The organism is Bacillus sp. CCB-MMP212, assembly GCF_022748145.1.
Taxonomy (GTDB): Bacteria; Bacillota; Bacilli; order Bacillales; family Bacillaceae_G; genus Bacillus_A; species Bacillus_A cereus.
On the sequence record NZ_JALDQE010000002.1, the window covers coordinates 177,607 to 195,736 of the forward strand.

An 18,130-nucleotide genomic window follows, 5' to 3' on the forward strand; every position below is an offset into this window, starting at 1 on the left:
ATTGAATTGATTTTTTAGAAGAAATGGATAAATATAATGATTAAAAGTTTAAATTTTCTCAAAAAAGAGAAAGGTAGAAAGAATGTGATATATTCATGCTATCCAATCATTATTTTTAGGGAGAATAGGGAAATGACAAACAACAATCAAATAGGTGAAAATAAGGAACAAACTATTTTTGATCATAAAGGAAATACGATTATGACAGAAGATAGAGAAATACACATTATTTCAAAATTCGAAGAACCTCTTATTGTCGTATTAGCAAATGTACTAAGTGATGAAGAGTGTGATGAATTGATTGAAATGTCTAAAAATAAAATGAAGCGTTCTAAAGTTGGTTCATCACGTGATGTAAATGATATTCGAACAAGTAGCGGTGCATTTTTGGAAGACAATGAACTTACTTCAAAGATTGAAAAACGAATTTCATCTATCATGAATGTTCCTGCGTCGCATGGTGAAGGATTGCACATTTTAAATTATGAAGTGGATCAACAATATAAAGCACACTATGATTATTTTGCGGAACATAGTAGATCAGCTGCTAACAATCGTATTAGTACGCTTGTAATGTACTTAAATGATGTAGAAGAAGGCGGGGAAACGTACTTCCCGAAATTAAATCTTTCTGTACACCCTAGAAAGGGAATGGCAGTATACTTTGAGTATTTTTATCAAGATCAATCACTAAATGAGCTTACGTTACACGGAGGGGCACCTGTAACGAAAGGCGAGAAATGGATTGCAACGCAGTGGGTGAGAAGAGGTACTTATAAGTAAAAGCGAGTGTTACGTTTTGTTCTTCATAGTATAAGAACAAAACGTTTTTTTATTAAACAAAGTAGCATCTTTCGTTATAATAACAATTAATAAATGACGATTGAGAGGACAGAAAATGAAATCTATATACATAACCGGCTATATGGGAGCAGGGAAAACAACAATTGGAAAAGCATTAAGTCAAGAACTTCAAATGGATGTTGTAGATACTGATCAAAAAATCGAAGAGAAGCAAGAGAAGGCAATTCGTGATATTTTTGCCGAAGAAGGCGAAACGGCTTTTCGGGAATATGAAAGCGAAATGTTACGTTCGCTACCAGTCCATAATGTCATTATTACAACTGGTGGGGGAATTATTGAACGAGCGGAAAATCGCAAGTGGATGAAAGAGAACGGAACTGTCGTGTATTTATATTGTGATCCGCATGTAATTGCAGAGAGGCTTCGTGAAGATACGACACGTCCACTATTTCAAAAGAAAGATATAGATGCATTTGTAACGAAATTTGAATTACGCCGAGCTTATTATGAAGAGGCTCATATTCATATCGATACGACAAATAAGTCTGTAAAGCAAATTATGAATGAATTAAAGGAAAAGATTAATGTATAAAAAAGTGGACATACTAATCAAGTAGAGGTGATGATAATATGTCTACTAATGATTATGTTCGCTTTGTGACGCAGCAGTTTGTGTCGTATATGGATGCTCCAAAAGAAGATCGAAAACAAAAGAAAGAACAACGCCGTGCTGAAAAAGAGCCATTTATGAATAAGTGGTTTGGTGTTATGCCGCTGAGTGCTGCTTTGTTTTATCGAAATGTAAAAAGTAAAAGAAAAAAATCAAGTTAAATTTTAGTCATATGTCTAGCAAAATAAAGATCCCCTAGTGTCGTAATACACTAGGGGATTTTTATTTACTGCACGGATTCTTGTTCTTCCGTAACGGCATGTATTTTATTGTTCACCCATACGAACCCTATTCCGATACAAATAGAAATGCCCCAGCCGACAGCGGTCATAATCGCTCTCATTTCACCGTAGCCATCTACACCAAAAACAGAGATGAAATAAATTTTTAAGAAGCTTTTTAATATGAATTGTAGGCCGAAAAATAACGTTAAGTATTGTAGTGCTGGATAGATACGACTATCACGATACAGTTCACGACTTTTATCGCGGTCATGTCCTTGCAGCGCTGCAATATCCGCAGCGAAATATAACATGAGTGGTTTTTTTATGAAAATTGTACAGATGACGATAATACCGAGTACGATGTGATAATATGCATCATTCCACAACATTCGTTCAGCTGACCCAGATAATAGATCTACCGTTGTATTAGAAATGAGTGTAATTAAAATAAAGAACCCTGTCACGTTAAACTGTTTTTCTTTTTTAAAGGTATACAGTGTATAAATAATCCCCGGAACAGAGGAAAGTAACATCGCGTAATAAGGATCGATATAAGGTTTTGCAAATTTCCAAATGAGGAATGGGATTACGAGATAAAAGACAAGATCTAATATAGCTTTTTTATTTTGATTCATACAAAGCCTCCTTAAGTCATACATATATTTTATAATATAATTTCTGAAAATTGTATAAGGTTTAATGGGAAAAGAAAAAATATATCAATTTTTGAGGGATTAGTAGATTGAAAAAAATTGCCCCTAGCGTAGTAAGTTTTTTTAGTATATAATAAAGGAAACGCTTTCATTTTTAGTTTGTTCACAAAATGGACGGAAAATCACATATTTACTATCGATATGTTGCTTTATAATGAAACTAATTAAATATACATGCATACAATATTGTGAAATGAATAACATAAATAATCTATATAAATGTAAACGTTATCAAAAGAGAGAGGTGGAGACAATGAGTAAATTTTTCTTCAATCATAATCCAGCAACAGTAGAGGATGGAAGGCTTGTTAAATATGCTGAAATTATTTATGGAGAAGGTGGCCGTTCTGTATTAGAAAATTTAATGGTGAAGGCATCTATCAGATTGCGTGATCGTTATCCGAATAAATCTGACGAGCAGATCTCGAACCTAGTAAATAAAGGCATCCATGATATGTTTCAAAAATATGTGAGCGAGTAAGAGTAGCCAATGGCTGCTCTTATTTTTTGTATAAGGATTGTAACTCTAGCTGAAAATAAACATGTATTTTGAAAAACGTAAAAAGGAGTGGGAAAGATGAGCAATGGAATTGGACGTTCGAAAGAAAATCTTCCAACTGATGCAAATCATGTGAGTGCAAAGGATCGTGCACACCAGAAACGTATGGCACAGAAAAAACAGCAAGAGCGTAGTGGCGATAGCGAGTAGGGTAGAAAATAGCTCAAAAGAGGCTCCTTCTAAAGCAGAAGGAGCTTCTTCAAGATAGAAAATGATTCGCGGTAACATAAAAAAGGCCACCGTTAATAATTTGCACTGTAATATGTGGTTCATACTGTTCTTGCAGAGCTTGTTTTTCAATTTCATAGCTCTCAGGAAGTTCGTCACTTTCTTCATAAAAACGGTTTAAAAGGTCTAGATCATGATTCCAACGCACTCTTGCTTCTTTTGCCCACGTATGGTCATCTTCTGCAATTATATTTTTTAAAGCGTCTTCTATGCGTTGTAAACCACTTTGAGGTTTAATGATGGGCGAGAGCGTAAAACAAAAATCAGGTATTTTTGGTGTAAGTTTAATGTTTGTTAATGTTTCATGAAAGTTTGCCATCATTGTTCCAGAAATGAGATGAATGCCAATCGAGTGAAGGATGTCTTTTTTTCGATCACATTGATAGGAAACTTTTATATTAATACCGAGCCAAGGGTGGAGCGGTGTATGTGTTGCCACATTATGTCTTACATCCTCATATAAACGTATGTAAGAGCCTAATTCTTTTGTCGTTTGGAAAATTTGATGTAGACGTGGTGAACCGTAGTGAATAAGCTCACCATCATTTTCTTCATTTTCTGGATTTGTAATAAGAGTAAGGCGCATCGGATTCGGTACGCCTCCTGTTTTCTCAAGATAGTGCCAATAAAAAGGGCGATTCATTAATAATTTATCCATCTCAATTGTTAACTGTACATCTAATAAATGAGGAGAACGTTCTAAAATTTCACAGTTATTCGCCTCAAAGAAATTGTATAAGTAATTATGAATTTCATGTTGCTGCATAGCCTTGCACCTCAGCTTCATTTCGTTTCGCAAAGTCGATAATAGATGTTAAGTTTTCCATCTTAATTCTAATTTCACCTTCGCTTTTTGATTGCGCGAAAATTTCTTGAATGTGCGCGTCGATGTTTTTCATATTAATTCTCGTTAAAATTTCATCGAGTTCACCGATAACACGCTCGAATAAGTTGATTTTTTCATATAACAGTTTCAGAATATGTTCTTCAACAGTATGCTTTGTAGCTAAGTTATAAATATGAACATCATTCTTTTGACCGAGACGGTGAATACGTCCGATTCTTTGCTCAAGACGCATTGGATTCCATGGCAAATCATAATTGATCATATGGCTACAAAACTGTAAGTTAATGCCTTCTCCGCCAGCTTCCGTTGCAATTAACACTTGGGCACGATTTTGGAAAAGTTCCTTCATCCAATCTTTCTTCCCGCGTTTAAATCCGCCGCGGAATGGGACAGAAGAAATACCGTGTTGTTGTAAAAACCATTGTAAGTACATCTGTGATGCTCGGTATTCCGTGAAAATGACGACTTTATCGTCAATTTCTTTTATAAGCTCTAGAGCTTTAGTTGCTTTCGAGTTGAAAGGAATATGATTAATTTTGTCCATTAGCACATCGATATGTGGATCTTTTATATAATGTTCATTTTCTTTCTGTCTTTTTTCTACATGCTTTTTCAATGAATAGTAAACAGCCTCACGACTACTGCACGCTTCCCGTTTTAAAGTTAACGATGAGAAAGCAGATGTGAAGGCGTCTTGTCCTCGCCAATTTTCGATATCATTATATAGAGCTTGTTCTTGTTCATTAAACTCAACAAAAATTGTACGTACATGTCTCTTCGGCCAATCGATACCGGTATTATGTCGTCTATTTCGCACCATTACTTTGTTAATGAGAGCTTTTAAGTCTTCATCTGATTCGGCTGAACGATTTTTGGAAGCGTAATATTCTTCAAAGTTGGATTGATTGCCTAGATGTCCTGGCTTTAATAAAGAAACAAGGTTAAAAATTTCATCAATCTTATTTTGAACAGGAGTAGCGGTTAGTAATAAACAAAACTTCTTTTTTAATCGTTGTGCAAATTCATAGTTTTTTGTTTTATTATTTTTCAGTTTATGTGCTTCATCGATAATAATAAGGTCATATTCTAAGTTCAACACGATATCGCGATGTGGTGAACGTTTCGCAGTATCAATTGATGATACGATTACGTCAGCTTGTTCCCACGAGTAGCTTTTCTTTTGTGCTACAGCGGGAATGAAAAACTTTGTATTCAGCTCGTATGCCCATTGTGATACGAGAGAAGCTGGGACAAGTATAAGTACCTTTTTCACAAGCCCGCGGACCATGTATTCTTTCAAAATAAGTCCAGCTTCGATTGTTTTTCCAAGACCTACTTCATCTGCTAGAATCGCTTTACCATTCATTTGTTCAATTACATTTTGAGCGACTTCTAATTGATGCGGAAGCGGTGTGAAATGGGATAAATGTTTCGGTGCTTGTAGTCCATCAAAAGTAGGAACAAGTAACGATTTTTCTGTTTCATAAGCTAAGTGATATAAATCCCAGTTTGTCCAAGGACCATCTTCATCAATTCTATTTAAAAAATTGTTTTGCCACGTCCGATCTACGGAAATATCGACATTCATTACGACTCTCCCACCTTTTATAAACTAAAGTAATTATTTTTTAATGTATGATGATTTGCCTTAAAAGAAGGCATAATTATCGTTATTAAAGGCTATATGATAGACAATAATAAAGTATTAAATCTCAAAAGCTGTATTTATTGTGTTTTAACATAAAAAATTCTAAATTATTTTTTATGCTAGAATATTGATGAAATATAGCGAATGATGTTAGGATAATGGTGTGAAATGTGTGGAATCTTTCGTATTTTATCCAAGAAAGTGATTTTTTATTTACGCTTTCATAAAAAAATATAATGAGATTCCGTATATCCTATCTTTTCAGAATGAAAATGTTTAGAAAAGGGAAGCAACTTTTATTGATTTGTCAAAGCATAAGGGGGAGAGAGCATGATTACATTACAACGTACACCGTTATTTGATGTATACGCGAAGTATGGTGGGAAAACAATCGACTTCGGTGGTTGGGAATTACCAGTTCAATTTTCAAGCATTAAAGAAGAACACGAAGCTGTACGTACAGCTGCAGGTTTGTTCGATGTGTCTCATATGGGAGAAGTTGAAGTAAAAGGTGTAGATAGTTTAGCATTTTTACAACGTGTTGTTACAAATGACGTATCTACCTTAAAGGTAGGGGGCGCACAATATACAGCTATGTGCTACGAAAATGGTGGTACAGTAGATGATTTATTAATCTACAAACGTGGTGAAGAAGACTATTTATTAGTAATCAATGCATCAAATATCGAGAAAGATTACGAATGGTTAGCAAGTCATGTAATTGGCGATGCGACAGTAGTCAATGTTTCTAGTGAAGTTGCACAGCTTGCAATTCAAGGACCAAAAGCAGAAGGCATTTTACAAAAAGTTGTGTCAGAAGATTTGAAAGAAATTAAGTTCTTTAAATTTAAAAACGATATTCTTGTAGATGGAATTCCAGCACTTGTATCTCGTACAGGTTATACAGGTGAAGATGGATTCGAAATTTACTGTAAGAGTGAAGATGCTGCAAAACTTTGGGAGAAACTTCTTGAAGTTGGAGCAGAAGAGGGCTTAAAAGCATGTGGTTTAGGTGCTCGTGATACACTTCGATTCGAAGCAACATTACCACTTTATGGACAAGAATTATCAAAAGATATTACACCGATTGAGGCTGGAATTGGCTTTGCGGTAAAAACAAATAAAGAAGCAGACTTCTTTGGAAAAGCAACGTTAAAAGAGCAAAAAGAAAACGGTGCGCCTCGTAAATTAGTCGGCATTGAAGTAATCGAACGTGGAATTCCTCGTACGCATTACCCTGTATTTATTGGTGAAGAAAAAATTGGGGAAGTAACGAGTGGTACACAATCTCCAACGTTAAAGAAAAGCATTGGTTTAGCACTAATTGATGTAAAATACGCAGCAGTTGATACAGAAGTAGAAATTGAAATTCGTAATAAACGCGTCAAAGCAGTAGTTGTTCCAACACCATTTTACAAACGTTCAAAGTAACGGGGAGAGGGGTAGATTTCATGTTGCATCGTTATCTTCCAATGACAGAAGAAGACAAAAAAGAAATGTTACAAACGATCGGCGTTCAAACGATCGATGAATTGTTCTCTGATATTCCAGAGAGTGTTCGTTTTAAAGGGGATTTAAAAATTAAAGAAGCAAAATCAGAGCCAGAGCTTTTAAAAGAGCTATCTCAAATGGCTAGTAAAAATGCTAACTTAAAAGAATACGCTTCTTTCTTAGGAGCAGGCGTATACGATCATTATGCTCCAGTAATTGTAGATCATGTTATTTCTCGCTCAGAATTTTATACAGCTTACACACCATACCAACCGGAAATTTCACAAGGGGAATTACAAGCAATCTTTGAATTCCAAACAATGATTTGTGAATTAACAGGAATGGATGTAGCAAACTCTTCTATGTATGACGGGGGTACAGCTTTAGCTGAAGCGGCAATGTTAGCAGCTGGCCATACTCGCAAAAAGAAAATTCTTGTATCTAGCGCGGTTCATCCAGAATCAAGAGCAGTACTTGAAACGTATGCAAAAGGTCAAAATCTTGAAGTTGTTGAAATTAATCATAAAGATGGTGTAACAGATTTAGACGTATTACAAAGTGAAGTAGATGATACAGTTGCTTGTGTAATCGTTCAATATCCAAACTTCTTCGGACAAGTTGAAAAATTAGCTGATATTGAAAAAATCGTTCATCAACAAAAATCATTATTTATCGTTTCTTCAAATCCATTATCATTAGGCGCATTAACACCACCAGGGAAATTTGGTGCTGATATTGTAATCGGTGATGCACAACCATTCGGTATTCCAACGCAGTTTGGTGGACCGCACTGTGGTTACTTTGCAACAACGAAAGCATTTATGCGTAAAATTCCAGGACGTCTTGTTGGACAAACTGTAGATTCAGATGGTAAACGTGGATTTGTATTAACGTTACAAGCACGTGAACAGCATATTCGCCGTGATAAAGCGACGTCTAATATTTGTTCAAACCAAGCGTTAAATGCATTAGCAGCTTCTGTTGCAATGACGGCACTTGGCAAACAAGGTGTGAAAGAAATGGCACGTCAAAACATTTCTAAAGCACAGTATGCAAAACGTCAATTTGAGGCGAAAGGCTTCACAGTAACATTTGCTGGACCATTCTTCAATGAGTTTGTTGTAGATTGCAAACGTCCAGTGAAAGAAGTAAACGATGCATTATTACAAAAGAATATTATCGGTGGTTACGATCTAGGCCGTGATTATAAAGAGCATGAAAACCATATGCTTGTAGCAGTAACTGAGCTTCGTACAAAAGAGGAAATTGACACACTTGTAAACGAAATGGGGGCTATCCAATGAAGAACCAAGACCAAGCACTTATCTTTGAAGTGAGTAAAGAAGGACGCATAGGATATAGCTTACCCAAATTAGATGTAGAAGAAGTGAAACTAGAAGATGTGTTTGAGAGCGATTATATTCGAGTAGAAGATGCAGAGCTACCAGAAGTATCTGAACTTGATATTATGCGCCACTATACAGCACTTTCAAACCGTAACCACGGTGTTGATTCTGGATTCTATCCACTTGGATCTTGTACGATGAAATATAATCCGAAAATTAATGAGAGTGTAGCTCGTTTCGCAGGATTTGCAAATATTCATCCACTGCAAGATGAAAAGACAGTACAAGGTGCAATGGAATTAATGTATGACTTACAAGAGCATTTAATTGAAATTACAGGTATGGATACTGTTACTTTACAACCAGCAGCTGGTGCACACGGAGAATGGACAGGTTTAATGTTAATTCGTGCATACCATGAAGCGAAAGGTGACTTTAACCGTACGAAAGTAATTGTACCTGACTCTGCTCACGGAACGAACCCGGCATCTGCAACTGTAGCTGGTTTTGAAACAATTACAGTAAAATCAAATGAAAATGGCCTTGTTGACTTAGAAGACTTAAAACGTGTTGTAAACGAAGAAACAGCAGCACTTATGTTAACAAATCCTAATACATTAGGTCTATTCGAAGAAAATATTTTAGAAATGGCAGAAATCGTCCATAATGCAGGCGGTAAGTTATACTATGATGGTGCAAACTTAAATGCGGTATTAAGCCAAGCACGCCCAGGAGATATGGGATTTGACGTTGTGCATTTAAACCTTCATAAAACATTTACAGGTCCTCACGGCGGTGGTGGCCCAGGTTCTGGTCCAGTAGGTGTGAAAGCTGATTTAATTCCGTACTTACCAAAACCGATTTTAGAAAAAACGGAAAATGGTTATCACTTCAACTACGACCGTCCAGAAGCAATTGGTCGTGTGAAGCCATTCTATGGTAACTTCGGAATTAACGTTCGTGCATACACGTATATTCGCTCTATGGGTCCAGATGGCTTGCGTGCAGTAACTGAGTATGCTGTATTAAATGCGAACTATATGATGAGAAGATTAGCGCCATTCTACGATCTTCCATTCGATAGACATTGTAAGCATGAATTTGTATTATCAGGTCGTCGTCAAAAGAAACTTGGCGTACGTACATTAGATATTGCAAAACGTCTGCTTGATTTCGGTTACCATCCACCAACAATTTACTTCCCATTAAATGTGGAAGAATGTATTATGATTGAGCCGACAGAAACAGAATCAAAAGAAACATTAGATGGTTTCATTGATAAGATGATTCAAATCGCTAAAGAAGTAGAAGAAAATCCAGAAGTTGTACAAGAAGCACCGCATACGACAGTCATTAAACGTTTAGACGAAACGATGGCTGCACGTAAACCAGTTTTACGTTATGCAAAGCCAGCTCCTGTACAAGTTTGATTAGAATAACAAAAGGAGAACTCGCTGCGGCGGGTTCTTTTTTTGTATGGAGAATTTGTCCCGCATTAACGGACAGTAAACTCCCAACTCAAAACTTAGCTGGTGCAAAGAAGCCAGGTGGGAGATAAACTGTCCGTAAATGCCCGATTGGTTCAACTAATAATCAGTGGGGATGAACAAAAATCCCCACTGATTAAAGTTTCACTTTATGCAGAAATAGTGAAGAAAATGTTAAAAAATTATATTTTTTGTTTCCTAATGGTGTAAAGGTGTAGTTTTATAGGTAGTTTTGTTGAAAAAGTCGGTTTGATAAAAGTATTTATTTTTGTTAGAATTTTATTGAAATTAAGAAGATGTGATGAGGCAAAAATTACTCATTTTTATGTATATGTGAAAAAACGAGCAAGACGGGGGTGAAAGTGTGGGATATCGATGTTATAGAATGGTATACCATTTAGAAAATGGAGAAACAATTAAAGATGTAAAAGAATTTTGCTATCGAGACCAAGGGAAAGTGTTAGAAAGAGTAGCAAATCGTGTAATGGATAATAGAGAAGTGACGGCGATTGATAAACAAGGAACAATCATTTCAATAGCATGTGAGGACATTGTAAAGGTGGAACTTGATTACATAACAGAAAGTTAACCTTGAGTCATATCGAATTATTCGATAAAATAAACTGTTGAATGGTGAAGTGAGAAGAGAGGAGTTTATCATGGGTAGTACAAGACACTTTTATATGTTTATCTTAGCGTTTGTTCTTGTTGTGGCATTAACGATTTACTTAATCGTTGACAGCAGCTGGTACAACACGGTTCATCCGGCATTCCTTCTGTTTATGTATATAGGAATTGCAGTAGTAAGTTTCGGAATGAGAGACGAGATGTTAGATCGCTTTGAAAAGTGATACATATACGAAAGACCAACAGGAAAATGTTGGTCTTTTTTTCTTGCCAAAAATAGGATGCTGTGTATATACTGTATATATAAGGTATATACAGTATATACACACACTGGAGGAAAACATGAATATTATTATTTCGAATTCTTCCCAAGACCCTATTTATGTGCAAATAAGAAAACAATTAAGCCAGCTTATTTTAAATGGTGGTTTAAAGGGTGGAGACCAATTACCGTCTATTCGTAGCTTAGCGAAGGAATTGCAAATTAGTGTAATTACAACGAAGCGTGCGTACGAGGAGCTTGAAAAAGAAGGATATATAGAAACTGTTGCTGGGAAGGGGACTTATGTTTCACGTAAAAATAATGAACTATTAAAAGAACAGCGGCTACGTCTATTGGAAAGTAAGGCTGAAGAAATCGTAAAAGAAAGTAAAGTGTTGCAGCTTTCACTTGAAGAATTGCAGCAGATGATTGCGTTTTTATATAAGGGGGAATGAGAGAGATGTTAGAGTTAAAAAACGTTTGTAAAAGTTATGAAGATTTTGCAGTGAAAAATATAAGTTTTGCATTACCACGAGGATATATTATGGGGTTTGTCGGACCAAATGGTGCTGGGAAAAGTACAACGATCAAAATGATTATGAATTTAATTAGAAAAGATAGCGGCGATATAAAAATTTTTGGCAAAGACAATAAGAAAGCTGAAAAGGACATAAAACAAAATATTGGTTTTGTATATGATGAAAATCATTATTACGAAGATTTAACGTGTGAACAAATGAAACGTATTATTGCACCGTTATATAAAAAGTGGGACGAAAATCAATACCAATCGTATATGCACAGATTGCAAGTTCCAAAGTATAAAAAAATTAAAGAGCTATCTAAAGGGATGAAAATGAAGTTTGCGATTGCCATCGCACTTTCACATCATGCAGAGTTTATCATTATGGATGAGCCGACAGCAGGATTAGATCCAGTTGTCCGAAGTGAATTACTTGATATGTTGCAAGAAATTGTAATGGAAGATGAAGTATCTGTATTATTCTCAACCCACATTACAACGGATTTAGAACGTATTGCAGATTATATTACGTTTATCAACGATGGAGAAATTATATTTACTGGTGAAAAAGATGAATTAATGGAGAACTACGTAATCGTTAAGGGAAGCAATGATTTATTAGATCGAGAAGGAAAAGAACTATTTGTTGGATTACGAAAAAATAAATTCGGTTTCGAAGGTTTAGCGAAGGATAAACAAGGAATTATCGATTGGTTTGGAAATGAGGTTGTACTAGAAAAGCCTACATTAGATGACATTATCGTTTACACTGCGAAAGGGAGAGGTGCCTATGCGTCAGCTAATCTATAAAGATTTGTTCTTTTTTCGGGTTATGTGGTTAGTGTATTTTATTATGCCTCTTGTTTTCTTTGGATTAGATCCAGATGGTGAATTGTTATTTCCAATGAGTTGCTTACTCATAACGATATCATCTTCTATGATACTAATAGCGATGGATGAAAAAAATAAAAGTGATGTTATTATAAATAGTTTACCTGTTGGACGAAAGGATATCATTATTGCTAGATATATTTCAGGTGTAATATTTATTGTAGGTGGCATGATTTCTACTACGCTAGTTGTTTTTCTTATAAGAGGTATCGCTGTCATTGGTGATATTGGAGCTTATCATCCCAATTTGTATATTGAAATTCCTTGGTATGTAGTAGTCAGAGGTGCTGTATATTCTTTAGTTTATATTACAGCATTATTCCCGAGTTATTATGGGACAAAATCAAAAGTAGTACGTGGAATATTTACAGGTGGAGCCGCTGGAATAGGTGTTATTGTTGGAATGTTTATTGGTGACGGAGAAAGTGCTACGGCATCATTCATTGATTGGATTATGAATCCATTACATTTTGGCATATTTATAGTTGGATTAATCACACTAGCTAGTGCCTATATCGCTTCTATGTTTCTTACAATTAAAATTTATGAAACGCGTGATTTATAGAGAGGAGAATTCATATGCAACAGTTGATTTTGAAGGAGTTTTTTTTACAGAAGAAGATGTTTCCTTTCTATTTTTTAATACCCATTTTATCTATTTTTAAGGATTCCGTCGAACCAATGGGGATTGCAATAGGAGTATTTATAACATGTAGTACGATTATATATATTTCTTTTTATTATGACGAGAAAAGTAAAGCAGAAAAAGTGTTAGTGAGTTTGCCTATAACGAGAAAAGAGATAATTATAGCTAAATATATTTCAAGCACATTATTTATTATGGCTGGTTTGAGTGTAACTTTTATAGTCTTAATATTAGGAAATATTTTATTGAACAGAGATATAGTTATGCCTGGGTATGCAATATTTTCAGCAATAGTAGCAACTTTGATTTATTGTGCAGTAACGATACCGACTAATTACATTGGGGGATATAAAGTTATTACTGTCTTGAATTTGATTATGCTTTTTCCTTTAATGGGTATGATTGGTCTTATGTGCAATATTTTTGGTGATAAAACAATTATGTTAAAAGTACTTCACTCTCAAGAGGCTACACTAGCAATGGGTGTTCTTAGTATTGGAGTGTTAGTAAGTATAGTCATATCAATGTTTCTCTCAATGAAAATGTTTCAGGAGGCAGAGTTATAGAAGGAGCATTTTCATATTAGGAGGGGGAATACATGATCAAGCAACTAATTTTAAAAGATTTCATTATTCAATGGAAATTTTTAATTTGGTACATACTGTATCCTGTTTTCTTTTATATGGCCTTAACAGATACGGAAAATCTGTTCATAATTATGTCAGTAATTATTACAATTGGGGCAACGGTAAAAACATTTGAAGCAGATAGTAAAAATGAGAGTGAAGTTATAGTAAATAGTTTACCAATATTGAGAAAACAAATTGTGTATGCGAAATATATAGTAGCAATTATTATTCTTTTTATAAGTGTAACGATCGGTTGTTTCACGATGAGAATGAAGAGTGGGGTTAACTTATTTGAATTTATTGAAACGACAATGGTTGCTAGTAGTAGTTTTATTTTAGTGTATTTAAGTTTGGTTTTACCGCTATCCTTTTGGCTAGGGTATAAGAAAACTATTTTTATTGCGATTTTTATACTAATAGCACCTATGGCTGTTTCTTCTATTTTCTTCGGAATCAACCTAGAACAAATTCAGCTATATAACAGCTTGTTATTCATTGGTTCAATATGCATGTTCATAGCATCTATCTTCGTTTCAGTAAAAATATATGAAAAAAGAGAATTTTAAAAGGTGCCTTAAAAAAGGCACCTTCTTCAATAACGACAATACGAGAGCAGTAGTTTATAAAAAGAAACGCTATTTGGTACATCTTTCGGAGTATGTAATATAAAGCTGAAAACGATGATGAGAATAAGAAATAGGAAAAATAAAAATAGAATTTGCTTATGTATAGAATTTTGCATATTATCCACTCCTTTTTTAGGTAGTATGTCCAAAAGAAAGGAGTGTATGAAAAATTTTAGGAGGGGAGAATGATGAACAAAAGAAAATGGTTATATAGAATAGGAATATTTTTATTTTCAATCGGCCTCATATTAGCAAATGTTTACTCGGATATACCACTGTTATTTCCAATTTTACATAAAGGGGTTGGTATAAGTATTGCCATAATTGGTCTGTTTTGTCTTATCACATGTAACTTTTACAGAAAGTCTGAATGAATATAAAAAAGGACAGTTATTCTTTTTCAGAAGTACTGTCCTTTTTAAATAACTTATTCCATAGTTTGGCGATACTCCATATAATGACGATTGCAATGGAGGCGATAATGGACCAAACAATCGATATAATTTCAAGTGTCATGTTAGGAAGGAATGTGAGAATGGATAATACTTTATGAAACAACCATTCTATTATATGAAAACTTATTTGTAATAGAATGACGATACCAAGTGTGATCCATGCTAATATTTTCTTTCCTTTTTCTTTCCACATGACATTCACCTCACGTTAGCTTAATAGTTTTAAGCCAACAGCGCCGCATAGAATGCAGCTTAAGAAAGCAAGACGACGCCAATCCGCTGATTCTCGGAAAATGAGAATGCCTAGAAGTGCACTTCCAGCAGTTCCGATTCCAGTCCAAATTGCGTAAGCAGTTCCCATCGGTAATGTGTTCATCGCAAGAGATAAGAAGAAGAAGCTTACGCCGAAGTTAGCGATTAAAATAACTTTTGGTGCCCAGCCTTTCTTTTCAGTGGCTACTTTCATAAAGAGTACACCAATAATTTCACAAATACCAGCTAGAATTAAAAATACCCAAGCCATTTTATGCGGCCTCCTTCGCTTCTTTTTCTTCTGTTACTCGTTTTAAACCAATTACTCCGAAGAAGATTAAACCGATTAATAAAACTTTTACGATAGAGAAAGGTTCTCCGAAGATGAAAATCTCTGTAAGAACAATTCCACCAGCTCCAATTCCTGTAAAGACTGCGTATACAGTGCCGACAGGTAAATCTTTATAAGCTCTAAATAATAAGACGAAACTAATTGTAATTAATAGAGCAACACCAGCCCATTCAAGTGGTGCCTCTGCTTTTTTTAGTCCAATCACCCAAAAGATTTCAATAATACCAGCGATGATTACATAAATCCATGCCATATGTCATTTCTCCTTCCTACCAGTCGTTAGGTAAAGGGCTTAAAAACGACGCATTGCAAAGGAGCAATCCGTCAGTTTGAAAGTCCGCGCCAAAATACTTTCCAAGAAGCGTCTAAACGTGTCTCAAAACGATTTAAACCTGCGTATAGTAGTTCAACCATAAGACCGTCGAGTAAGCATAGAAAAGCCTCTAAGGCGTCTTTTACTTCAATGTTATGCAGCTCATCTTGTTCGCTTGCTCTTTTAAATACAGGGAATAAAAGTTTTCCGACGTTTTCAATGTGTACATTTGCTTTATTAATAATTTGTTCGCGAAATGCATCAGGCGGAAAATAAGAAGTTCGTAACCAAAACATTGATTCTTCACTTTCACCAAAGCGTTTTGCATAGCCTTTTAATAATTTTAAAAGCAATTCTTCAGTAGACGAATTGGAAAAGCTTTCGATATCGCCTGTGAAGCTCTGCAAATCTTTTTGAAGAGCAGATTCTAAGCATATGAAATATAGCTCTTCTTTTCCTTTAAAGTGTGCGTAAATCGATGGTTTTTTAATCCCAACTTCTTGAGCAATATTTGCCAATGAAGTTCCTTCATAGCCGTAGCGTGCGAAATGAGAAAGTGCTACAGCTTTAATGCGGTTTGCTGTCATTTTCATCCCCTACCTACCGTTCGTTAGGTTCATTATATGAGATGAAAAATATAATGTCAATAGGTGAAGAGCTGAAAAAGAGCGTTATAGGTAACGCTCTTTTTAGACAGTCTCTCGCTCAATTAAATGGAATGAAAGTTCTTTTGCACTGCCGACAATTTGCTCGCTTTGGATCTGCTTATGGAATAAAGAAAAAGCATGTGAGCCCATTGCGAGACCGGGATGTTCAATTGTGGAAATTTCTAATGCCTTTGAAATTTCATGATTATCAAATCCAAGGATAGCAAGGTCTTCAGGTACTCGAATACCATGTTTTCGAGCCTCTGTTAATAAACCAGCTGCAACTTGATCGTTCGCTGTAAAAATAGCAGTTGGACGATTTTTCATATTTAAAATACGATGGAGTATTTGTGCTCCGTCCTGCATTGTATAGCATTGGTGGAAAATCCATTCAGGATGCAACGTTTTCCCTTCGTTACGAAGGGTATCGGCGAACGCTTTTTCGCGCTCCATGGAATTTACACTTGTTTTTCTTGCTAAACAAATTCCGATTTTTTCATGGCCTTTACTTAGTAAATAGGCAGTACCGAGACGGAAACCTTCATAATGATCTACGTAGATGGATGAAATGAGGGGGTGCTTCATTTTTTCACATGAAATAATAGGGGAAAATTTTGCGAAAGGTTCGATTTGTTCCCAAGAGCTCGTTCGGGAGCAAATAATCATCCCATCAAATTGTTTCATTTTCATCATTTCAAGAACACGAATTTCTTCAAGGCTATCGTAATTTGTTTGGCATAAATTAATGTGATATCCAGCTAATAATGCTTCGTTACCGATTCCTTCAATAATGGTACTGAAGTAGGGGAGGTTAATGAAAGGAAGCATAACGCCAATTGTATATGTTTTCCCTCTTATTAAATGGACAGCATTTATATTTTTTGCGTAGTTTAATTCTTCAACAGCGTCTAGAACACGCTTACGCTTTTCTTCTTTTACGTAAGGGTGATTATTCAGAACACGAGAAACAGTTGATATCGATACACCAGCAGTTTTAGCAATTTGTTTTATATTGGCCATATGTATCACCTCTTTCCCTTATTATAAAGGGAAAATAATAAGAAAGAAAAAATCTTGACCTGAAAAGCTTTTCACAAACTATGGTATTAATAAGACTTCTTTTTATTCGCGTAACCTTTTCACTTGGGCGTAAGAATGATAGGGGTCTTTTTTGTTTGCAAAAAGTGTTGTCAAAATGTGTGAGAATAACGTGGAAAGTTTTCAAAGGTGGAGTTTGATGACAAAGCGAATATGAAGAGCATATCAACGCTTCGTTCGTTAAGAGAGCGGTATGAAAGGGCGGAAACAAATTGAAAAAAAGAATCATTTGTTTCGTGTTTTCTAGTTTTGTACTTAGTTCGTGTTCGTTTCAGCAAACGATGCAAGAAGGAAAACACTTTGTGGGAACAACAGGAGGAGCTATGGATCGTGTTACGGATCCTATTTCGCTAAAGGAACTTCCAAAATATTTTCCGGTGAAGTTTAAAGTTCCAACGTTTTTACCGTACGACATTACAAGTGATGTGAAGGGTGAAGTAAGAACGCTTGGGAAAAAGAACGCTGTCTTAACGATTAAATATAAACAGAAGGAGCCAGGTAGAAATGAGTATATTGAGTTAAATGTCGCGAACTTTCCTTATAGTTTTCCGGATCTTATGGAAGAGAAGCGATTTCAAGAACAAATGAAACTGAATAATGGAACGTCTGCTTATTTTAAAAATAAAGATGATTATGAACGTGGTGACGAATTTGCTACGCTTATATGGAAAGAGAAAGGAATTGAATATCAGCTGCTGTATCGGAATGTAGAAGAGAACGATGAAAAGGTAATCAAGCAGAATTTATTATACATTGCGAATAAGATGAAATGAAAAAACTAGCTGATTTATT

26 protein-coding genes are annotated in these 18,130 nt (G+C 35.3%); 17 read left to right on the top strand and 9 right to left on the bottom strand.

Annotation, left to right across the window (positions count from 1 at the left end; translation table 11 throughout):
• The first annotated feature begins 132 nt into the window (after positions 1-132).
• The 3 genes from MRP26_RS05655 (at position 133) to MRP26_RS05665 (ending at position 1,635) form a co-directional block, all read left to right on the top strand.
• Positions 133-783, top strand: a complete 651-nt coding sequence (locus MRP26_RS05655) for a 2OG-Fe(II) oxygenase (protein ID WP_000183863.1) — start codon at positions 133-135, stop codon at positions 781-783.
• 115 nt (positions 784-898) lie between these two features.
• Positions 899-1,396 carry a shikimate kinase gene (locus MRP26_RS05660; RefSeq protein ID WP_000836660.1) on the top strand — a complete coding sequence of 166 codons (498 nt, stop codon included), beginning with the start codon at positions 899-901 and terminating at the stop codon, positions 1,394-1,396.
• Between the two features lie 38 nt (positions 1,397-1,434).
• Positions 1,435-1,635 (top strand): YqzE family protein, encoded by a 201-nt coding sequence (locus MRP26_RS05665; RefSeq protein WP_000106083.1) that lies wholly within the window; start codon positions 1,435-1,437, stop codon positions 1,633-1,635.
• A gap of 65 nt (positions 1,636-1,700) precedes the next feature.
• Here MRP26_RS05665 and MRP26_RS05670 read toward each other — a convergent pair whose 3' ends face one another.
• Complete coding sequence (locus MRP26_RS05670; protein WP_001073111.1) at positions 1,701-2,333, bottom strand: VC0807 family protein; 633 nt, start codon at positions 2,331-2,333, stop codon at positions 1,701-1,703.
• A gap of 141 nt (positions 2,334-2,474) precedes the next feature.
• Positions 2,475-2,591 (bottom strand): hypothetical protein, encoded by a 117-nt coding sequence (locus MRP26_RS05675; protein ID WP_003279814.1) that lies wholly within the window; start codon positions 2,589-2,591, stop codon positions 2,475-2,477.
• A gap of 73 nt (positions 2,592-2,664) precedes the next feature.
• Between MRP26_RS05675 and MRP26_RS05680 the strand changes: the two genes are divergently transcribed.
• Both MRP26_RS05680 and MRP26_RS30755 read left to right on the top strand, forming a co-directional pair.
• On the top strand, positions 2,665-2,892 hold the full coding sequence (locus tag MRP26_RS05680) for a hypothetical protein (RefSeq protein ID WP_000032702.1): 228 nt from the start codon (positions 2,665-2,667) through the stop codon (positions 2,890-2,892).
• 96 nt (positions 2,893-2,988) lie between these two features.
• The gene (locus tag MRP26_RS30755; protein WP_050844516.1) at positions 2,989-3,120 is read left to right on the top strand and encodes a hypothetical protein; all 132 of its coding nucleotides are present in this window, start codon (positions 2,989-2,991) and stop codon (positions 3,118-3,120) included.
• Positions 3,121-3,169: 49 nt separating this feature from the next.
• Here the strand turns inward: MRP26_RS30755 and MRP26_RS05685 are convergent, their stop codons facing one another.
• Both MRP26_RS05685 and MRP26_RS05690 read right to left on the bottom strand, forming a co-directional pair.
• A complete protein-coding gene (locus tag MRP26_RS05685; RefSeq protein WP_088022063.1) occupies positions 3,170-3,964 on the bottom strand; it encodes a YqhG family protein in 795 nt (264 codons plus the stop codon).
• Complete coding sequence (locus MRP26_RS05690; protein ID WP_001100040.1) at positions 3,951-5,633, bottom strand: DEAD/DEAH box helicase; 1,683 nt, start codon at positions 5,631-5,633, stop codon at positions 3,951-3,953. Before MRP26_RS05690 ends, MRP26_RS05685 begins: the two co-directional genes overlap by 14 nt.
• A gap of 390 nt (positions 5,634-6,023) precedes the next feature.
• Here MRP26_RS05690 and gcvT point away from each other — a divergent pair, with 390 nt between their 5' ends.
• The 11 genes from gcvT (at position 6,024) to MRP26_RS05745 (ending at position 14,595) form a co-directional block, all read left to right on the top strand.
• Entirely contained in the window at positions 6,024-7,124 is a 1,101-nt protein-coding gene (gene gcvT / locus MRP26_RS05695) for a glycine cleavage system aminomethyltransferase GcvT (protein ID WP_000631769.1), read from the top strand.
• A 20-nt stretch (positions 7,125-7,144) separates the two neighbouring features.
• Positions 7,145-8,488: an aminomethyl-transferring glycine dehydrogenase subunit 1 gene (gene gcvPA, locus MRP26_RS05700; protein ID WP_000903240.1), complete on the top strand. Its 1,344-nt coding sequence runs from the start codon at positions 7,145-7,147 to the stop codon at positions 8,486-8,488.
• On the top strand, positions 8,485-9,960 hold the full coding sequence (gene gcvPB, locus MRP26_RS05705) for an aminomethyl-transferring glycine dehydrogenase subunit 2 (protein ID WP_000795695.1): 1,476 nt from the start codon (positions 8,485-8,487) through the stop codon (positions 9,958-9,960). Before gcvPA ends, gcvPB begins: the two co-directional genes overlap by 4 nt.
• A 442-nt stretch (positions 9,961-10,402) precedes the next feature.
• Positions 10,403-10,606, top strand: coding sequence for a DUF3929 family protein (locus tag MRP26_RS05710; RefSeq protein WP_000262496.1), 204 nt, complete (start codon positions 10,403-10,405; stop codon positions 10,604-10,606).
• Between the two features lie 70 nt (positions 10,607-10,676).
• On the top strand, positions 10,677-10,868 hold the full coding sequence (locus tag MRP26_RS05715) for a hypothetical protein (protein WP_000535933.1): 192 nt from the start codon (positions 10,677-10,679) through the stop codon (positions 10,866-10,868).
• A gap of 118 nt (positions 10,869-10,986) precedes the next feature.
• Positions 10,987-11,361 (top strand): GntR family transcriptional regulator, encoded by a 375-nt coding sequence (locus MRP26_RS05720; protein WP_001021350.1) that lies wholly within the window; start codon positions 10,987-10,989, stop codon positions 11,359-11,361.
• Between the two features lie 5 nt (positions 11,362-11,366).
• Positions 11,367-12,239, top strand: coding sequence for an ABC transporter ATP-binding protein (locus MRP26_RS05725; protein ID WP_065222868.1), 873 nt, complete (start codon positions 11,367-11,369; stop codon positions 12,237-12,239).
• Entirely contained in the window at positions 12,220-12,885 is a 666-nt protein-coding gene (locus MRP26_RS05730; protein WP_078400978.1) for an ABC-2 transporter permease, read from the top strand. The genes MRP26_RS05725 and MRP26_RS05730 overlap by 20 nt, the downstream gene beginning before the upstream one ends.
• A gap of 14 nt (positions 12,886-12,899) precedes the next feature.
• Complete coding sequence (locus tag MRP26_RS05735; protein WP_078400977.1) at positions 12,900-13,532, top strand: ABC-2 transporter permease; 633 nt, start codon at positions 12,900-12,902, stop codon at positions 13,530-13,532.
• 32 nt (positions 13,533-13,564) lie between these two features.
• The gene (locus tag MRP26_RS05740) at positions 13,565-14,161 is read left to right on the top strand and encodes an ABC-2 transporter permease (RefSeq protein WP_071729668.1); all 597 of its coding nucleotides are present in this window, start codon (positions 13,565-13,567) and stop codon (positions 14,159-14,161) included.
• 245 nt (positions 14,162-14,406) lie between these two features.
• On the top strand, positions 14,407-14,595 hold the full coding sequence (locus tag MRP26_RS05745) for a hypothetical protein (protein ID WP_002182941.1): 189 nt from the start codon (positions 14,407-14,409) through the stop codon (positions 14,593-14,595).
• 16 nt (positions 14,596-14,611) lie between these two features.
• Here MRP26_RS05745 and MRP26_RS05750 read toward each other — a convergent pair whose 3' ends face one another.
• The 5 genes from MRP26_RS05750 to MRP26_RS05770 form a co-directional block, all read right to left on the bottom strand.
• Complete coding sequence (locus MRP26_RS05750) at positions 14,612-14,869, bottom strand: DUF3975 family protein (protein WP_078400976.1); 258 nt, start codon at positions 14,867-14,869, stop codon at positions 14,612-14,614.
• Between the two features lie 15 nt (positions 14,870-14,884).
• On the bottom strand, positions 14,885-15,199 hold the full coding sequence (locus tag MRP26_RS05755; RefSeq protein WP_000312623.1) for a DMT family transporter: 315 nt from the start codon (positions 15,197-15,199) through the stop codon (positions 14,885-14,887).
• A 1-nt stretch (position 15,200) separates the two neighbouring features.
• A complete protein-coding gene (locus MRP26_RS05760) occupies positions 15,201-15,533 on the bottom strand; it encodes a DMT family transporter (RefSeq protein ID WP_000312339.1) in 333 nt (110 codons plus the stop codon).
• A gap of 71 nt (positions 15,534-15,604) precedes the next feature.
• Positions 15,605-16,186, bottom strand: a complete 582-nt coding sequence (locus MRP26_RS05765) for a TetR/AcrR family transcriptional regulator (protein ID WP_002005730.1) — start codon at positions 16,184-16,186, stop codon at positions 15,605-15,607.
• A 96-nt stretch (positions 16,187-16,282) separates the two neighbouring features.
• A complete protein-coding gene (locus MRP26_RS05770; protein WP_078400975.1) occupies positions 16,283-17,260 on the bottom strand; it encodes a LacI family DNA-binding transcriptional regulator in 978 nt (325 codons plus the stop codon).
• Positions 17,261-17,574: 314 nt separating this feature from the next.
• Here MRP26_RS05770 and MRP26_RS05775 point away from each other — a divergent pair, with 314 nt between their 5' ends.
• A complete protein-coding gene (locus tag MRP26_RS05775) occupies positions 17,575-18,111 on the top strand; it encodes a DNA polymerase III subunit delta (protein ID WP_142245180.1) in 537 nt (178 codons plus the stop codon).
• Positions 18,112-18,130 lie beyond the last annotated feature (19 nt).

What these genes read in the sequence shown, in the direction of transcription:
- MRP26_RS05655 (WP_000183863.1), top strand. Translation starts at nt 133, where the DNA reads ATGACAAACAACAATCAAATAGGTGAAAATAAGGAACAAACTATTTTT.
- MRP26_RS05660 (WP_000836660.1), top strand. Translation starts at nt 899, where the DNA reads ATGAAATCTATATACATAACCGGCTATATGGGAGCAGGGAAAACAACA.
- MRP26_RS05665 (WP_000106083.1), top strand. Translation starts at nt 1,435, where the DNA reads ATGTCTACTAATGATTATGTTCGCTTTGTGACGCAGCAGTTTGTGTCG.
- MRP26_RS05670 (WP_001073111.1), bottom strand. Translation starts at nt 2,333, where the DNA reads ATGAATCAAAATAAAAAAGCTATATTAGATCTTGTCTTTTATCTCGTA.
- MRP26_RS05675 (WP_003279814.1), bottom strand. Translation starts at nt 2,591, where the DNA reads ATGCATGTATATTTAATTAGTTTCATTATAAAGCAACATATCGATAGT.
- MRP26_RS05680 (WP_000032702.1), top strand. Translation starts at nt 2,665, where the DNA reads ATGAGTAAATTTTTCTTCAATCATAATCCAGCAACAGTAGAGGATGGA.
- MRP26_RS30755 (WP_050844516.1), top strand. Translation starts at nt 2,989, where the DNA reads ATGAGCAATGGAATTGGACGTTCGAAAGAAAATCTTCCAACTGATGCA.
- MRP26_RS05685 (WP_088022063.1), bottom strand. Translation starts at nt 3,964, where the DNA reads ATGCAGCAACATGAAATTCATAATTACTTATACAATTTCTTTGAGGCG.
- MRP26_RS05690 (WP_001100040.1), bottom strand. Translation starts at nt 5,633, where the DNA reads ATGAATGTCGATATTTCCGTAGATCGGACGTGGCAAAACAATTTTTTA.
- gcvT (WP_000631769.1), top strand. Translation starts at nt 6,024, where the DNA reads ATGATTACATTACAACGTACACCGTTATTTGATGTATACGCGAAGTAT.
- gcvPA (WP_000903240.1), top strand. Translation starts at nt 7,145, where the DNA reads ATGTTGCATCGTTATCTTCCAATGACAGAAGAAGACAAAAAAGAAATG.
- gcvPB (WP_000795695.1), top strand. Translation starts at nt 8,485, where the DNA reads ATGAAGAACCAAGACCAAGCACTTATCTTTGAAGTGAGTAAAGAAGGA.
- MRP26_RS05710 (WP_000262496.1), top strand. Translation starts at nt 10,403, where the DNA reads ATGGTATACCATTTAGAAAATGGAGAAACAATTAAAGATGTAAAAGAA.
- MRP26_RS05715 (WP_000535933.1), top strand. Translation starts at nt 10,677, where the DNA reads ATGGGTAGTACAAGACACTTTTATATGTTTATCTTAGCGTTTGTTCTT.
- MRP26_RS05720 (WP_001021350.1), top strand. Translation starts at nt 10,987, where the DNA reads ATGAATATTATTATTTCGAATTCTTCCCAAGACCCTATTTATGTGCAA.
- MRP26_RS05725 (WP_065222868.1), top strand. Translation starts at nt 11,367, where the DNA reads ATGTTAGAGTTAAAAAACGTTTGTAAAAGTTATGAAGATTTTGCAGTG.
- MRP26_RS05730 (WP_078400978.1), top strand. Translation starts at nt 12,220, where the DNA reads ATGCGTCAGCTAATCTATAAAGATTTGTTCTTTTTTCGGGTTATGTGG.
- MRP26_RS05735 (WP_078400977.1), top strand. Translation starts at nt 12,900, where the DNA reads ATGCAACAGTTGATTTTGAAGGAGTTTTTTTTACAGAAGAAGATGTTT.
- MRP26_RS05740 (WP_071729668.1), top strand. Translation starts at nt 13,565, where the DNA reads ATGATCAAGCAACTAATTTTAAAAGATTTCATTATTCAATGGAAATTT.
- MRP26_RS05745 (WP_002182941.1), top strand. Translation starts at nt 14,407, where the DNA reads ATGATGAACAAAAGAAAATGGTTATATAGAATAGGAATATTTTTATTT.
- MRP26_RS05750 (WP_078400976.1), bottom strand. Translation starts at nt 14,869, where the DNA reads ATGTGGAAAGAAAAAGGAAAGAAAATATTAGCATGGATCACACTTGGT.
- MRP26_RS05755 (WP_000312623.1), bottom strand. Translation starts at nt 15,199, where the DNA reads ATGGCTTGGGTATTTTTAATTCTAGCTGGTATTTGTGAAATTATTGGT.
- MRP26_RS05760 (WP_000312339.1), bottom strand. Translation starts at nt 15,533, where the DNA reads ATGGCATGGATTTATGTAATCATCGCTGGTATTATTGAAATCTTTTGG.
- MRP26_RS05765 (WP_002005730.1), bottom strand. Translation starts at nt 16,186, where the DNA reads ATGAAAATGACAGCAAACCGCATTAAAGCTGTAGCACTTTCTCATTTC.
- MRP26_RS05770 (WP_078400975.1), bottom strand. Translation starts at nt 17,260, where the DNA reads ATGGCCAATATAAAACAAATTGCTAAAACTGCTGGTGTATCGATATCA.